13 protein-coding genes are annotated in these 16,196 nt (G+C 67.0%); 10 read left to right on the plus strand and 3 right to left on the minus strand.

Annotation, left to right across the window (positions count from 1 at the left end; translation table 11 throughout):
* Positions 1–203: 203 nt before the first annotated feature.
* From J3367_RS04475 to J3367_RS04485, 3 genes are all read left to right on the plus strand, one after another.
* Positions 204–1,559: a UDP-glucose dehydrogenase family protein gene (locus J3367_RS04475; protein WP_024351500.1), complete on the plus strand. Its 1,356-nt coding sequence runs from the start codon at positions 204–206 to the stop codon at positions 1,557–1,559.
* Between the two features lie 89 nt (positions 1,560–1,648).
* Positions 1,649–2,938 carry a nucleotide sugar dehydrogenase gene (locus J3367_RS04480; protein ID WP_024351499.1) on the plus strand — a complete coding sequence of 430 codons (1,290 nt, stop codon included), beginning with the start codon at positions 1,649–1,651 and terminating at the stop codon, positions 2,936–2,938.
* Positions 2,938–3,972: an NAD-dependent epimerase gene (locus J3367_RS04485; RefSeq protein ID WP_024351498.1), complete on the plus strand. Its 1,035-nt coding sequence runs from the start codon at positions 2,938–2,940 to the stop codon at positions 3,970–3,972. The genes J3367_RS04480 and J3367_RS04485 overlap by 1 nt, the downstream gene beginning before the upstream one ends.
* Before the next feature lie 109 nt (positions 3,973–4,081).
* Here the strand turns inward: J3367_RS04485 and J3367_RS04490 are convergent, their stop codons facing one another.
* Positions 4,082–4,978 carry an NAD(P)-dependent oxidoreductase gene (locus tag J3367_RS04490; RefSeq protein WP_024351497.1) on the minus strand — a complete coding sequence of 299 codons (897 nt, stop codon included), beginning with the start codon at positions 4,976–4,978 and terminating at the stop codon, positions 4,082–4,084.
* A gap of 232 nt (positions 4,979–5,210) precedes the next feature.
* Between J3367_RS04490 and J3367_RS04495 the strand changes: the two genes are divergently transcribed.
* The 4 genes from J3367_RS04495 (at position 5,211) to J3367_RS04510 (ending at position 9,354) form a co-directional block, all read left to right on the plus strand.
* Positions 5,211–6,218, plus strand: coding sequence for a TRAP transporter substrate-binding protein (locus J3367_RS04495; protein WP_024351496.1), 1,008 nt, complete (start codon positions 5,211–5,213; stop codon positions 6,216–6,218).
* An 80-nt stretch (positions 6,219–6,298) separates the two neighbouring features.
* A complete protein-coding gene (locus J3367_RS04500) occupies positions 6,299–6,778 on the plus strand; it encodes a TRAP transporter small permease (protein WP_024351495.1) in 480 nt (159 codons plus the stop codon).
* Positions 6,775–8,079, plus strand: a complete 1,305-nt coding sequence (locus J3367_RS04505; RefSeq protein ID WP_024351494.1) for a TRAP transporter large permease — start codon at positions 6,775–6,777, stop codon at positions 8,077–8,079. The genes J3367_RS04500 and J3367_RS04505 overlap by 4 nt, the downstream gene beginning before the upstream one ends.
* Before the next feature lie 87 nt (positions 8,080–8,166).
* A complete protein-coding gene (locus J3367_RS04510) occupies positions 8,167–9,354 on the plus strand; it encodes an AGE family epimerase/isomerase (protein ID WP_024351493.1) in 1,188 nt (395 codons plus the stop codon).
* Positions 9,355–9,418: 64 nt separating this feature from the next.
* On the opposite strand, the gene J3367_RS04515 is transcribed toward J3367_RS04510, so the two are convergent.
* Together J3367_RS04515 and J3367_RS04520 are read right to left on the minus strand one after the other, a co-directional pair.
* Positions 9,419–10,462 carry a Gfo/Idh/MocA family protein gene (locus tag J3367_RS04515; RefSeq protein WP_024351492.1) on the minus strand — a complete coding sequence of 348 codons (1,044 nt, stop codon included), beginning with the start codon at positions 10,460–10,462 and terminating at the stop codon, positions 9,419–9,421.
* Positions 10,463–10,658: 196 nt separating this feature from the next.
* Complete coding sequence (locus J3367_RS04520; protein WP_024351491.1) at positions 10,659–12,230, minus strand: aldehyde dehydrogenase (NADP(+)); 1,572 nt, start codon at positions 12,228–12,230, stop codon at positions 10,659–10,661.
* 394 nt (positions 12,231–12,624) lie between these two features.
* Here J3367_RS04520 and J3367_RS04525 point away from each other — a divergent pair, with 394 nt between their 5' ends.
* The 3 genes from J3367_RS04525 to J3367_RS04535 all read left to right on the plus strand — a co-directional run bounded on the left by J3367_RS04525 (position 12,625) and on the right by J3367_RS04535 (position 16,194).
* Positions 12,625–13,611: an aldo/keto reductase gene (locus tag J3367_RS04525; RefSeq protein WP_202814813.1), complete on the plus strand. Its 987-nt coding sequence runs from the start codon at positions 12,625–12,627 to the stop codon at positions 13,609–13,611.
* 183 nt (positions 13,612–13,794) lie between these two features.
* A complete protein-coding gene (locus J3367_RS04530; RefSeq protein WP_024351489.1) occupies positions 13,795–15,471 on the plus strand; it encodes a thiamine pyrophosphate-binding protein in 1,677 nt (558 codons plus the stop codon).
* 93 nt (positions 15,472–15,564) lie between these two features.
* Complete coding sequence (locus tag J3367_RS04535) at positions 15,565–16,194, plus strand: glutathione S-transferase family protein (RefSeq protein WP_024351488.1); 630 nt, start codon at positions 15,565–15,567, stop codon at positions 16,192–16,194.
* The last annotated feature ends 2 nt before the right edge of the window (positions 16,195–16,196 follow it).

A 16,196-nucleotide genomic window follows, 5' to 3' on the forward strand; every position in this document is an offset into this window, starting at 1 on the left:
GCGCCGCTCGCACCATCCGCCGGCGGGCTGGTATGGGCGACGGCGATCCATCGCGCGATCTGTGCACGGCGCGTCACCATTGCGGAGCGCAGCCGCGCCCTTCATCTGGACGCCATGAAGGGCGGCGAGAACCCGCTTGCCGGGCTGCATCCGACGCAGCCGGACCGGTGCCGGCCAAGCGTCGCTCGCGAAAGGACTGAACCATGCGTATCACGATGATCGGTGCCGGCTATGTCGGCCTCGTCTCGGGGGCCTGCTTTGCCGATTTCGGCCATGAGGTCGTCTGCGTCGACCGCGATCCGGCGCGGCTCGAACTTCTGGAACTCGGGCGCATGCCGATCTACGAGCCGGGGCTGGACGAGCTGGTGGCGCGCAACGCCGTGCAGAAGCGGCTGCGCTTTTCCAGCGATCTTGCTGCTTCGGTCGCGGGCTCCGACGTGGTGTTCATCGCCGTCGGCACGCCCTCGCGGCGCGGCGACGGCCATGCCGACCTCTCCTATGTCTACGGCGCGGCCGCCGAGATCGGCCGGGCGCTGTCCGGCTTCACCATCGTCGTCACCAAGTCCACCGTGCCGGTCGGCACCGGCGACGAGGTGGAGCGGATCATCCGCGAGGTGAACCCGGACGCCGACGTCGCCGTCGTCTCCAATCCGGAATTCCTGCGCGAAGGCTCGGCCATCGAGGATTTCAAGCGGCCGGACCGGGTGGTCATCGGCACCGAGGACGAGACCGCGAAGGCAATGATGTCGGAGGTCTACCGGCCGCTCTCGCTGAACGCGGCGCCGGTCTATTTCACCTCGCGCCGTACGGCAGAGCTGACGAAATATGCCGCCAATGCCTTCCTCGCCATGAAGATCACCTTCATCAACGAGATCGCCGATCTGTGCGAAAAGCTCGACGCCGACGTCCAGGACGTGGCGCGCGGCATCGGCATGGACGGGCGGATCGGCTCGAAATTCCTGCATGCGGGGCCGGGCTATGGCGGATCGTGCTTTCCCAAGGACACGCTGGCGCTGGTCAAGACCGCCCAGGATGCCGAAAGCCCGGTGCGGCTGATCGAGACGACGGTGTCAATCAACGACCAGCGCAAGCGCTCGATGGCGCGCAAGATCGTTCAGGCCTGCGGCGGATCGGTGCGCGGCAAGACGATCGCGGTGCTTGGCCTGACCTTCAAGCCGAACACCGACGACATGCGCGACGCGCCGTCGATCTCGATCATCCAGGCGCTGCAGGACGGCGGCGCCCGGGTCGTGGCCTATGATCCTGTCGGCATGGAGCAGGCCCGCGCGGTGCTCGACGACGTCACCTTCGCCGAGGGGATCTACCAGGCGGCCGAGGGCGCCGATGCGCTGGCCATCGTGACGGAATGGAACGAGTTCCGCTCGCTCGACCTGGCGCGGCTGAAATCCCTGATGACCCACCCGGTGATGGTCGATCTGCGCAACGTCTACAACAAGGAGACGGTGACCCGCGCCGGCTTCAGCTATGCCGGCGTCGGACGCCCGCGCGGGAGCGACGCGGATGCGCCGGTCCGGTCCGCCGAAACCCGCGCCGTTTGACACGCGACCCCGCAGCGATGGATAGCCCTTCGGCAAGACCACGCCACCCGGCCGGACCGGCCGGGGCGATCGCGACCGGAGGTGCCGCTATGCGCCAGGACAAACGGGACCAGGGCACGATCGCCGTCATCGGGCTGGGCTATGTCGGCCTGCCGCTGGCGGTGGAGTTTGCGCGGCAGCGCAAGGTTCTGGGCTTCGACATCAGGGCCGCGCGGATCGCCGAGCTGCAGGATGGCTGCGACGCGACACTCGAAGTCGATCCGGCCGATCTGCAGGCAACGGCGGACAATCTCGCCTTTTCCAGCGATCCGGAAGCCCTGTCGGCCTGCAGCATCTTCATTGTGACGGTGCCGACGCCCATCGACAAGGCCAACCGTCCCGATCTCGGGCCGCTGATACGGGCGACGGAATCGGTCGGCCGGGCACTCTCGGCCGGTGCGCTGGTGATCTACGAATCGACCGTCTATCCGGGCTGCACCCGCGACATTTGCGCGCCGATCCTGGAACGTCTGTCCGGGCTGACACTGAACCGCGACTTCTTCCTCGGCTACAGCCCGGAGCGCGCTAATCCGGGCGACCGCCAGCACCGGCTGACGACGATCACCAAGGTCACCAGCGGCTCCACCCCGGAGGCCGCCGAGACCGTCGACCGGCTTTACGGCACGATCGTCACCGCCGGCACCCACAAGGCGCCGTCGATCGAGGTGGCGGAAGCCGCCAAGGTGATCGAGAACACCCAGCGCGACCTCAACATCGCGCTGATGAACGAGCTCTCGATCGTCTTCCAGCGGCTCGGCATCGACACGCTCGACGTTCTGGCGGCCGCCGGCACCAAGTGGAATTTCCTGCCGTTCCGGCCCGGGCTCGTCGGCGGTCACTGCATCGGCGTCGACCCGTATTACCTGACCCACCGGGCGCAGGAGGTCGGCTATCATCCCGAGGTGATCCTTGCCGGGCGGCGGATCAACGACCGGATGGGGCACCATGTGGCCGACCAGGTGGCGCGTCTGATGATGAGCCGCGGCCTGCCTGTCGTCGGCAGCCACATCCTGATCATGGGCATCGCCTTCAAGGAAGACTGCCCGGACATCCGCAATTCGCGGGTGATCGACCTCGTCCGCGACCTCAGGCAGTTCAACGCCGTGGTCGATGTCTGGGACCCCTGGATCGCGCCGGAGGAATGCGAACGCGAATTCGGCTTTGCCTGCCTGACCGAAGCGCCCAATCCTGCCACCTATGACGGGATCGTGCTGGCCGTCGGCCACCGCCAGTTTGCCGCCATGGGCGCGGAGGCGATCAGGGGGCTGGGCCGGGAGAACGCGGCGTTCTACGATGTGAAGGGCGTCTTTGCGCGCGAGGAAACGGACGGGCGGCTCTGATGACGATCCTGGTCACCGGCAATGCCGGCTTCATCGGCTTCCATGTCGTGCGGCGCCTTCTGGAGCGCGGCGACGATGTCGTCGGCTTCGACGTGGTCAACGACTATTACGACCCGGCGCTCAAGGAAGCCCGGCTGCAGGTGCTGGAAGAGACGGCGGCGCGTTCGAGCGGGCGCTACAGCTTCGTGCGGGCCAATCTTGCCGACCGCGACGCGGTGGCGGCCTGCTTTGCGGCGCATCGCCCGGACCGGGTGATCCATCTCGCGGCCCAGGCCGGCGTGCGCTACTCGCTGGAAAATCCCCATGCCTATGTGGAATCCAACGTCGTCGCCTTCACCAACATCCTGGAAGCCTGCCGCCATGGCGGGGTCGGGCACTTGACCTATGCCTCGACCTCGAGCGTCTACGGCGCGGACACGGCGATGCCGTTCTCCGAGCACCAGAGCGTCGATCATCCGCTGCAGTTCTACGCGGCCACCAAGCGCGCCAACGAGCTGATGGCGCATTCCTACAGCCATCTGTTCCGGCTGCCGACGACGGGACTGCGCTTCTTCACCGTCTATGGCCCGTGGGGCCGGCCGGACATGGCGCTGTTCCTGTTCACCCGGAACATCCTCGAGGGCCGGCCGATCCCGCTGTTCAACGGCGGCAACCATACCCGCGACTTCACCTATGTCGGCGACATCGTCGAAGGGGTGATCCGCACCAGCGACAACCCGGCCGCGCCGAATGCCGACTGGAACAGCGACCGGCCCGATCCGGCGACCAGCAATGCGCCGTTCCGGCTGTTCAACATCGGCAACAATTCGCCGGTGAAGCTGCTCGACTACGTCGAGGCGCTGGAAGAGGCGCTGGGCCGCAAGGCCGAATGCCAGCTCCTGCCGCTGCAGCCGGGCGATGTGCCCGACACCTTTGCCGATGTCAGCGAACTGGAACGGGCCGTCGGCTACCGGCCGGCGACACCGGTGAAGGAGGGCGTTGCGGCCTTTGTTGCATGGTACCGCGACTATTACCGGGTCGCCGCTGACGTCTAGCGAGGGCAGGGCGCTCCATCCGGCCCTTGGGGGAGATGCCGGCGAAGATCGCACCCTTGCAGGGATCCGGCAGCGGGGCCGCCGGATCCGGTAGTTTCAGAGCTGATTTTTACTTCTTGCCGCCGAAAAGGCCGGCGAAGAACGCCACCATTTCCGGCACCATGCGCTGACCGAAGCCGCCGGCGGTCGCCAGCGACAGCGCCTGCTTGGCGGAGGTCGACATGACGCTCGGCACGCCGAGATCGTCGGCCATGCGGCTGTAATAGCCGACATCCTTGCGGGCATTGGCGACCGAGAAGGCCAGCATGTTGGGATTGTCGTCGACGGCGTAGGCCTTGACGAAATCCATCATGCCGGACTTCAGCGGACCGGCGGACATCACGCCGTACAGCGTGTCCCGCTCGATCCCGGCCTGGTCGGCCATGGCGAAGGCCTCCGACATCGCGCAGGCGGTGGTCATGGCGAAGAAATTGTTGATCAGCTTCAGCGTGTGACCGGCGCCGAGCGGGCCGACATGGAAGATGTTCTCGCCGAGATCCTCGAAGACCGGCTTGGCGCGCTCGAAGGCTTCCGTGCTGCCGGCCGACATGATGTTGAGCTTGCCGTCGACGGCGTGGGACGGGGTGCGGCCGAGCGGTGCGTCCATGTATTCGGCGCCGGCCTCGGCCACGGCCGCGGCGATCCGCTTGGTCGAATCGGGCAGCGAGGTGCCGAAGTCGATGACGAGGCTGCCCGGGCGCAGGCCCGCAATGACGCCGTCCTCGCCGAACATGCGCGCCTCGACCGAGGCGGAGGTGTCCATGCACATCATGACGATGTCGCTGCGGCCGGCGAGCTCGCGCGATGTCTTGGTCTCGGTCGCCCCGCGCTTGACCGCGGCATCGACATTGCCGCGGCTGCGGTTGGCGATGACGGTCATCGGGTAGCCGAGCTTCTGCATGCGCTCGACCATGGCCGATCCCATGAGCCCGAGGCCGATGAAACCGATCGATGGCTTGTTGGTCATAGTGAAGTCCCTCTCCGGCGAACGGTCGCGCTCCTGCACGTCGATTCCCGCTCGCGATCTCCAATCGTACCGGCGATAAAAAGCACCGACAGGCTTAGCGTATACGTTGTTGACCCGCGCAAGTCATCGGATATAGTCGGAATCGGGAGAAAATACTGCACTGCAATATTGCAGCGCAGAAAGAACGGTGCGCGTTTACTGCAGAAACGCGCACCATATTGGGAGGAACAATATGACGTTTGGATTCATGAAGGGTGCGGCCGCCGCACTTCTGCTTGGTGCCAGTGCCGTGGCGCTCGGTTCGGCCGCCCCGGCCGCTGCGCAGACGAAGCTGATCGGCGCGAGCCAGTTCGACGAGAACCACGCCTTCACCAAGACGATGCGCAAGTTCGAGGAGCTGGTTTCGGCCTGCTACACCGAAGAGCCCATCGAGTTCGAGATGCACCTGAACTCCGAGCTGGGCCTCGAGAAGGACTACGTCGCCTACATGAACCAGGGCCTGTCGGTGGACTATGCGGTGGCCTCGCCGGCCCACATGTCCACCTTCTCGAAGATGGCGCCGCTGATGGACATGCCGTTCCTGTTCCGTGACGAGGATCACTGGAACAAGGTGCTGGAAGCCGACGCGCTGAAGCCGATCGCCGACGACATTCTCGAAAAGGCCGACATCCGGCTGCTCGGCTATGCGGGCGGCGGCACGCGCAACGTCTTTGCGACGCGGCCGGTCACCAACATGGAAGAGATGAAGGGCCTGTCGATCCGCATGCAGGGCGCCCCGATCTGGACCAGCGTCTTCAACGCGCTCGGCGCGGCGCCGACCGTGATCGCCTATAACGAGGTTTACAACGCCATCCAGACCGGCGTCATCGAGGCGGCCGAGAACGAGGCGGCCGGCGTCGAGCAGATGAAGTTCTACGAAGTGGGACCGGAGCTGTCGCTGACCAAGCACGCGATCACCATCCGGCCACTGATGATGTCGAACAAGACCTATCAGCGCCTGCCGGAAGGCCTGCAGAAGTGCATCGACGAGTCCGGTCCGCAGGCCGGGCAGTACGGCCGCGAGATCGAAAGCGGCGAGGACGGCAAGAAGCTCGACGCCATGGTCGAGAAGGGCTGGCTGAAGACGCATGAATTCACCGAGCGTGATGCCATGCTGGCGGCCGCCAATCCGGTGCTAGAGGCCTATGCCGAAGAGCTCGGTGCAGCCGACGTTCTGAAGAACATCCAGGCGATCAAGTAACGGCGCCTGGCCGGGGCGGCTCTGCCGTCCCGGCGACCCCGGCTGTTTCCGCGCATTTCCCGCATTTTTCGGTAGAGTTCATGCATCGCATCCTCGACGCAGTCCACCTCGTCCTCAAGGTGGCACTGGGCCTGCTCGTCGCAGGCCTGATCATTCCCGTGACGATGCAGGTGCTGTCACGTTCCGACTACGTGCCCCGCTATATCTGGACCGAGGAGATCGCCCGCTTCTGCTTCGTGTGGATGATCATGATCGGCGCCATGTGCGCGGTGCGCGACGGCACTCATTTCGATCTGGAGATCCTGCCGGAATCGGCCAATCCCAAGGTTGAGCGGGCCAAGCGCATCTTCGTGCATCTGATGGTGTCGCTCGTGGCCGTGATCTTCGTCTGGTACGGCTGGCAGTTCCTGCTCTTCGGCTGGTACCAGACCTCCGAGATCGCCTCGCTGCCGATGAACTGGATGTTCGTCGCCTGGCCGCTGATGGGGGTCGTCACGCTGCTCTTCATGGCCGAGAAGGTCATGATCGAACTGCGGCGCCCGCTGGGAGAGGTCGCATGACCCCCGGTTTCGTCGCCGCGCTGCTGTTCGGGCTGTTCCTGCTCTTCATCATCCTGCGGGTGCCGGTCGCCTTCGCGCTCGCTCTCGCCTGTATCCCGGTGTTCTTCCTGGAGCCCCGGCTGACGCCGATCCTGCTGCTGCAGGAGATGTTCCGCTCCTACAATTCCTTCGTGCTGCTGGCGGTGCCGTTCTTCCTGCTCGCCGCCAATCTGATGAACGCGGCGGGTATTACCGACCGCCTGATCCGATTGTCGCGGGCCCTGGTCGGGCACCTTCCGGGCGGTCTCGGCCACGTCAATGTCGTGGTGTCGATGTTCTTCGCCGGCATTTCGGGCAGTTCGACCGCCGACGCTGCCGGCATCGGCTCGCTGCTGATCCCGCAGATGAAGAAGGAGGGCTTCTCAGCCTCGTTCTCCGTCGCCGTGACCGCCTGTTCCTCGGTGATGGGCGTCGTCATTCCGCCATCGATCCTGATGGTGGTCTGGGGCGGGCTGATGTCGGTCTCGATCGGCGGCCTGTTCCTTGCCGGTATCATACCGGGCATGCTGATCGCCGGCGCGCAGATGACAACGGTCTACATCTATGCAAGGCGCCACGGCATGGGCCTGCACACCCGCGCCACGTTCCGCGAACTCGCCGGTGCGTTCCTCGGGGCCGCGCTCGCTTTGATGACGCCGATTATCATCGTCGGCGGCATTGTCGGCGGCGTCTTCACGCCGACCGAGGCCTCCGTGGTCGCCGCCCTCTATGCGCTGTTCCTCGGCATGGTCGTCTATCGCACCATCGGCCTGAAGCTCCTGACCGAGGTGCTCTACGACACCGGACGCTTCGCCTCGATCGCGCTGTTCTGCATCGGCACCGCCAGCGCCTTCGGCTGGATCCTGGCCTATTTCAAGGTCCCGGCGGCGCTCGTCTCCTATGTGCAGGCGATGGATCTCGGCATCACCGAGATGGGCTTTGCCGTGGCGATCGCCTTCCTGATCATCGGCTGCTTCATCGATGCAATCCCGGCGATCATCATTCTCGGCACGGTGCTGTGGCCGGTTACGCAGTCGGTCGGCATGCATCCGATCCACTTCGCCATGATCGGCGTGATCAGCCTCGCCTTCGGCCTGGTGACGCCGCCCTACGGCCTGTGCCTGCTGATCTCATGTTCGGTCGCGGGGATATCGGTCAAACGGGTGATCAAGGACGTGGCGATCATCCTGGCACCGATGCTGGCCATCCTGGCACTGGTCATCGTGTTCCCGTCGGTCAGCCTGTGGCTGCCGCGACTGCTGATGCCGCAATTCGTCAACTGAGCCATCGGTTGAGGGGGGAGGAGCGCGGTGCCCGGAAACGGTGCGCCGCGCTCTTTTTATAGACCATGCGATCGGGGAAAGACGCACATGACACGCAGCGATCGGCGGCCGGATCTCTGGCTCTACGACAAGGCGATGCCGTTCTGGATCGCGACGGCGCGGGACGACCGGTATGGGGGCTTCTTCGACCGGCTCTCCTCGGCCGGTGAGCCCTATGAGGACGATCCCAAGACCACGCTCGTGCAGGCGCGGATGCTGTTCACCTGCGCCCATGCACGGCTGAACGGCGGCGGCGAGGACTGCGTCGCCGGCGCCGAGACCGCGCTGGCCTTCCTCACCGACCATCTGCGCGATCCGTCCGACGGCGGATTCTACCGCGCGGTCGGCCGGGACGGCGATCCAGCCGGGCCCGGTGCGAACCGGGTCAAGGATGCCTACGACCACAGCTTCGTGCTGCTCGGACTTGCGTCCTTGTTGCAGCTCGGGCCTTCGGAGACTGCGCGCAGTCTCCTCGACGAGACCTTCGACTGGTTCCACGGCACCCTCTTCGATCCGGCGACCGGCGGTTATCACGAGGACGACCGGGCCACGCAGCCTGGCGAACCCTATCCGCTGCCGCGCCGCCAGAACCCGCACATGCACCTCTTCGAGGCACTGCTGGCGCTGCACGAGGCGACGGACGAGCCGCGCTGGCTGGAGCATGCGAGGCGCATCGCCGAAGTCTTCGCGGCACATTTCTACGACGCCGACACCGGCTCGCTGCGCGAGTTCCTCGACCGCAATCTCGGCGAGGCGCCGCCGCCGGCCGGCCGCATCCGCGAGCCGGGCCACCAGTTCGAATGGGTCTGGCTGCTGCACCGCTATGCGGCCCTATCGGGCGACCGGCGCTTCGACGGCCATGCCGCGGCCCTCTACCGGTTCGGCTGGAACAACGGCACCCATCGTGGCGGCCGGCTGGGCGGCGGCGTCTTTGACGAGATCGACCCGTCAGGGGCGCCGATCTCGACATCGATGCTGCTCTGGCCCCAGACGGAAGGCATCAAGGCGCATCTGGCGCGGGCCGAATCGGCCGGGGACGCGGAGGGCGTGGCGCGGGCCCGGCAGCTGACCAAGCTGATGTTCAAGCAGCACATCGCTGCCGACCGCCCGATCTGGCGCAACCAGATCGATCCCGACGGCAACACGCTGCAGGCCGACGCGCCGACGCGGCTGCTCTACCATGTCGCCATGGCGATCATCGAAGGCCAGCGGCTCGGCGCTTGGGAGGCGCAATAGCGCTGCCGCTGTTCACTGTTTGGTGCAACCCGCGCCGGCCTGACTGGCGGGCGCGGGTGGGCCGTCAGGCCGGGTCTGCGGCGACCGCGACGCTGGTTCCCGTCCGGCCGGCCTCGATCAGCGCATCGATCAGGCGATGCACCTTCAGCGCCTCGCGGCCCGAGATGCGGGGTGGGCGCCGCTCGTCCAGCGCATCGAGGAAGTCGGCGATGGCACTGCGGTGCCAGTCATGCGGGAAATCCATCGGATTGGCCCCGGTGCCGCCGGCAGTCTCCAGCGGCGCGACCCGCTCGGTGCAACCGTCGTGGAACGTCACGTCGAGGCCGGTCCCGGCAAGGACCGCGGTCCCGTTGCGGCAGATGAATTCGATGCGTTCGGGAAAGCCCGGATAGGCGGCGGTCGTCGCGTCGATGGTGCCGAGAGCGCCGTTCTCGAAGCGGATGCCGGCGGCGACCATGTCCTCGGTTTCCATCACATGCACCGGACTGGTGGTGGCGAAGCCCCGCACCTCGGCCGGTCGACCGGCCAAGCTCAGCATCAGGTCGAGCGTATGGATGCCCTGGGTGAGGAGCACGCCGCCGCCATCGCGGGCGAGGCTGCCGCGGCCGGGCTCGTCGTAATAGGCCTGCGGACGCCACAGCCGGATGATCGTCGAGCAGCCGGCGATCTCGCCGAGATCGCCGGCGGCCATCATCCGTGCGAGCGCCTCGGCGGCCGGGCGGAAGCGGTGCTGCAGGACGATGCCGAGGGTGACCCCGGCGGCCTCGCAGGCCTCGACCATCTGCGTGGCGCGCTCGGTGGTGATCTCCAGCGGCTTTTCCAGGAGCACGTGCTTGCCCGCCGCCGCACAGCGCCCGACGATGTCGAGATGGGTGTTGGGCGGGGTCAGGACGATGACGGCGTCGATGCTCGGATCGTCGAGGATCGTCTCCAGACGATCGCAGGTCGGCACCGGGAACTGCGCCGCGAAGGCCTCGCGCCGGGCCGCCGTGGGACTGTAGGCGTAGGCGATCTCGACCCGGTCGGCGAGATCGTTGAGGCTGCGGACATGGGCGCCCACCACCATGCCGAGCCCGACCAGCGCGACCCGTCTTTTCTGAACTGCCAAGAGTTTCTCCCCCCGAAGATGTCGCGAATTTCCCCCGCGACACTGTCAGCCATATGGCCGGCGATGCCAAGGGCAGAGAGACCGCCAGGTGAGACGTGCCGGGCGGGCCGGCCCATGCGGACGTGCCGGAGCCCCGAACGAAAAAGCCCCCGGGACCGTCGGTCACCGGGGGCTTCGTTCGTGGTCTGCGCGGAGCTTAGCCGAGCTTGCCGTCGATGCGGCGCGGCACGTTCAGCGGGTTGGCCTCCTGCAGGGCCTTCGGCAGCAGCGCGTCGGGCATGTCCTGATAGCTCACCGGCCGCAGGAAGCGGGCGATGGCGAGCGTGCCGACCGAGGTGGAGCGGCCGTCGGAGGTGGCCGGGAAGGGACCGCCATGGACCATGGCCGGGGCCACTTCCACACCTGTGCCGAAGCCGTTGACCAGGATGCGACCGGCCTTCTCCTCGAGCACGGGCAGCAGCTTGCGGGCGTCGTCGTGGTCGCCCTCTTCCATGTGCAGGGCGATGGTCAGCTGACCCTCGACCGAGCCCAGGACCTTCTGCAGTTCCGCCTCGTCGGCACAGCGCACGATCAGCGAGGTGGAGCCGAAGACCTCTTCCTGCAGCTCGGGATGCGCCAGGAAGTCGGCGGCCTTGGTGGAGAACAGGGCCGCCTGACCCTGGAACTTCTCGCCGACCTTGCCCTCGGCCAGCTTCTGGACCTGCGAATGGCTGTCCAGACGCTTGACGCCTTCGCAATAGGCCTCGTGGATGCCCGGCGTCAGCATGGTCGCGGCCTGAGCCTCGCCCAGCGCGGCGCTGGCGCCCTTGACGAAGCTTTCCAGGCCCTCGCCGTCGATGGCGAGGATGAGGCCCGGATTGGTGCAGAACTGGCCGGCACCCATGGTGAGCGAACCGACAAAGGCCTTGCCGATCGCTTCGCCGCGTGCGGCGAGGGCGCCCGATAGCAGCACGACCGGGTTGATCGAGCTCATCTCGGCATAGACCGGGATCGGCTCGGAACGGGCCGCTGCGGTCGCCATCAGCGCCGTGCCGCCGCTGCGCGAGCCGGTGAAGCCAACAGCCTTGATGCGCGGATCGGCGACGAGACCCTGACCGATGACGCGGCCCGAGCCGAACAGCATCGAGAAGACGCCCTCATGCAGGCCGCAATCCTTGACCGCCTTCTGCACGGCCTTGCCGACCAGCTCGGAGGTGCCGGGATGGGCCGAATGGGCCTTGACGACGACCGGGCAGCCGGCGGCCAGCGCCGAGGCCGTGTCGCCGCCAGCGACCGAGAAGGCCAGCGGGAAGTTGGACGCGCCAAAGACGGCGACCGGGCCGACCGCGACGTTGCGCAGGCGCAGGTCGACGCGCGGCATCGGCTTGCGGTCCGGCATGGCCGGATCGATGCGGGCCTCGAGGAACGAGCCCTCGCGGACGGTCGCGGCGAACAGCCGGAGCTGGCCGACCGTGCGGCCGCGCTCGCCCTCGACGCGGGCCTGCGGCAGGCCGGTCTCGGTCACGCAGCGCTGGACCAGCTCGTCGCCGATATCCATGATGTTCTGGGCGATCGTCTCCAGGAACACGGCGCGTGCTTCCAGATCGGTCTCGCGGAAGATCGGGAACGCCTCGGCGGCGAGCGCGCAGGCCTTTTCCAGATCGTCGGGGCCGGCCGCACCGAAGGCCGGCTCGAGCTTCTCGCCGGTTGCCGCGTCAAGGCCGTGGATGTCGCCTGCGGTTCCGTGTCGTGTCGCGCCTCCGATGAGGAGGTCTCCTGTCAAAGCCATCAATTCACCTGTCATTTGCAGCCATGCCCGCCACACCGAAGCGGACGAGCGATCCTGGGACCCGGAATGTTTGTCGCGGGTGGCGAGCTTTCAATGCATACATCGACATTAGGCAGCACGGCTGTCCACACGAAAGTCATGCGACGCGCCGGCACCATTCGCCGGTGACGTGCTTCACGTGTCATCATATGACGCTCGGGGCAAGGTCGCCGATGTGCTATCGGTTCCCGGAAGGGCACGATCGGGGCAGTGGATACGTTATCCACCGGTCGTGGAGGGAGACGTCGCGCGGGGATTGCCGGCCGGGAGCGGCCGCCGTGGCGACGCGAGACCGGGGCGTCCGCATCTGTCTGCAAGGGCAGGCGGGCGCACGGCGAGTGAAGGAAGAGGGGGCATGATGGAACGGCGCAGGCTTGGAACGGGCGGACCGCAGGTGGCGCCCGTGGGGCTCGGCTGCATGAGCTTCGGCGGCATCTACGGGGCGACCGACGTGGCGGAGAGCCACCGTACGCTCGACCGAGCCATCGAACGCGGCATCGATCATCTCGATACGGCCGATGTCTATGGCGAGGGCGTCTCGGAGGAGGTGATCGGCAGCTTCCTGAAAGCCCGGTCGCACCGATTCGTCATCGCCACCAAGGCGGCGATCAAGCGGGCGCCGCAGCGCAGCTTCGACAATTCGGCCGACTATCTGCGCGGCGCGCTGGAAGGCTCGCTGCGCCGGCTCGGCGTCGAGCATGTGGATCTCTTCTACATCCATCGCCGCGAGGCCGGGCGGCCGATCGAGGAGGTGATGGAGACGCTGGTGCGCTTCAAAGAGGAGGGCAAGATCGGCGCGATCGGCCTGTCGGAGATTTCTCCGGGCACGTTGCGCCGGGCCAATGCGGTGCATCCGGTGGCCGCCGTCCAGAGCGAATATTCCCTGTGGACGCGCCTGCCGGAACTCGGTCTCGTGCAGGAATGCGAGCGCTCCGGCACGGCTCTCGTCGCCTTCTCGCCGCTGGCCCGCGGCATGTTCGGGGCAAAGCCGCTGGTGCCGGCCGATTTTCCGCCGGGCGATTTCCGCACTGCCAATCCGCGCTTCGTCGAGCCGAATTTCAGCCACAACCTCGCCGCTGCCGACCGTTTCCGTGCCTTTGCGGCCGAGCGCGGCCAGTCGCCGGCGGCGCTGGCGATCGCCTGGGTGCTGCATCGCTCGCCGCAGATCGTCGCCATTCCCGGCACGCGCAGCGCGGATCATCTGGACGACCACGCCGACGCGATGGCGATCACGCTGTCGGCGGAGGACATGGCCGCCATCGAGGCCGTGCTGCCGGTCGGCTTTGCCCATGGCGACCGCTATTCGGACGCCCAGTCCGTCGGACCGGAACGCTATTGCTGAGCCGGCCTCCAGGCGGCCCTTGCGGCGGTCTTGGCGATGGCCCCTGGGCCGCGCTAGACCTGAGCGTAACGGCCCGGCCGGCTCGATCCACCGCCCGCTGACGCGGGTTTCATCCGGCGTGATCCTCGCGCCTCCCGCAGGACGGTCTTCAAGGCCGCGCATTCCTTCGAGGTCGATCTGAACATGACCCAGTCGCAAGCCAATGCCCGCAACGGTGGGCGCATTCTGGTGGACCAGCTGCTGAAGCAGGGGGCCGACACTGCCTTCTGCGTGCCCGGCGAAAGCTATCTGGCGGTGCTCGACGCGCTCTATGACAGCCGCGACGAGATCCGCCTGATCAATGCCCGCCACGAGGCCGGCGCGGCCAACATGGCCGATGCCTACGGCAAGCTGACCGGAAAGCCGGGGCTGTGCTTCGTGACCCGCGGCCCGGGCGCCTGCCACGCCTCGGTCGGCGTGCACACGGCATTCCAGGATTCGACGCCGATGATCCTGTTCGTCGGCCAGGTCGGCCGCGACATGCGCGATCGTGAGGCCTTCCAGGAGATCGACTATCGCCGGATGTTCTCGCCGGTCGCCAAATGGGCGGCCGAGATCGAGACCACGGCGCGCATTCCCGAATATGTCGCGCGGGCCTATCAGGTGGCGATGTCGGGTCGGCCGGGACCGGTGGTGCTGGCGCTGCCCGAGGACATGCTGACCGAGATGGCGAGCGTCGGCGACGCGCCGAAGGCGACGCCGGTCGAGGGCCATGTCACGGCCGCCGATGCCGAGGCGATCCGGGCGATCCTCGCGGAGGCGAAGAACCCGCTGATGCTGGTCGGCGGCAGCGGCTGGACCGATGCGGCGTGCCGCGACATCACTGCCTTTGCCGAGGCCAACGGCCTGCCGGTCGCCAGTTCGTTCCGCCGCCAGGACGTCGTTTCCGCGGGCTCGTCGAGCTTCGTCGGCGATTTCGGCACGGCCGGCGCGCCGAGCCTCGTCAAGCGGATGGCCCAGGTCGACGTGCTGTTCGTCGCCGGCGCGCGGCTCGGCGAGATGACGACCAAGGGCTACACGACGCTCGATTCGCCGGCGCCGCGTCCGCGCCTCATCCATATCCATTCCGGCGCCGAGGAGGTCGGCCGGGTCTATCAGCCCGAGCTCGGCCTCTGCGCCTCGCCGGCCCCGCTGGCCTCCGCCCTTGCCGAGGCGCGCTGGTTCGAGCCGTCGCGCTTCGAGGGCTGGCGTTCGCAGCTGCGCCAGGAGTTCCTGGCCGACGTGGAACCGGAACAGGAAGCCGGTCCGCTGGATCTTGCGGCCGCCTTCACCACTTTGCGCGAAGAGCTTGCGACCGACGCCATCGTCACGCTCGACGCGGGCAACCACACGGGCTGGCCGCAGCGCTACCTGCGTTATGGACGGCCGGGGCGGCAGATCGGCTCGACGGCCGGCGCCATGGGCTATGCGGTGCCGGCGGCCGTCGCCGCGGCGATCGCCCATCCCGACCGCACCGTCATCGGCTGCGTCGGCGACGGCGGCTTCCAGATGAGCGGCCTCGAACTGGCGACCGCCGTCCAGTACGGCGCGACACCGATCATCTTCGTCTTCGCCAACGGCACTTACGGCACGATCCGCATGCATCAGGAGCGGGAATATCCCGTCCGGGTGGTCGGCACAGACCTGCAGAACCCGGATTTCGCCGCCATGGCGACGGCGATGGGCGCCCATGGCGAGCGAGTGACCAGCAATGACGAGTTCATGCCGGCCTTCGAGCGGGCGCGTGCCTCCGGCAAGGCGGCGCTGATCGAGCTCGTCACCGATCCCGAGCGGATCTCGACCCGCACCACGGTCACGAAGCTGCGCGCCTCGGCGAAATAGCCATCCGGTTCGGCCTGCGGTCGGTCCTCGCGCCGCCGCAGGTCGCCATGCCTCGACTATCTCGAACACAGCACTCTGGGAGGATTTGCACCGATGATCGATCTTTACACCTGGGCGACGCCCAATGGCCGCAAGGTCTCGATCGCGCTGGAAGAAATGGGGCTTCCCTATGAGGCCCACGCCATCGACATCACCAAGGACGAACAGTTCGATCCCGCATTCCTGAAGGTCGCGCCGAACAACAAGATCCCGGCGATCGTCGACCGCGACAACGGCCTGACGCTGATGGAATCGGGCGCGATCCTGATCTATCTGGCGGAAAAGTCCGGCAAGCTGCTGCCGACCGAGCCCGTCGCCCGGATGAAGACGCTCGAATGGCTGATGTGGCAGATGGGCGGCTTCGGTCCGATGCTCGGCCAGGCGCATCAATATCTGAAGTTCAACAAGGGCAAGGCGCCCTTCGCAGAGGAGCGCTTCGCCAAGGAAGTGCGCCGCCTCTACGGCGTGCTCGACACCCAACTTGGCCGCGAACAATATGTCGCCGGAGAGTATTCCATCGCCGACCTGTCGATCTGGCCGTGGGCATCGCGCCATGAATGGCAGGAGATCTCGCTCCACGACTTCCCGAATGTGAAGCGCTGGTATGTCGAACTGGCCGGCCGCGAGGCGGTGCAGAAGGGCTATCACGTGCCGAAATTCACGCAGGACATCCCGATGCCCTGATG

It is taken from the genome of Aurantimonas sp. NFXS3 (assembly GCF_049132005.1).
Lineage (GTDB): Bacteria > Pseudomonadota > Alphaproteobacteria > Rhizobiales > Rhizobiaceae > Aurantimonas > Aurantimonas coralicida.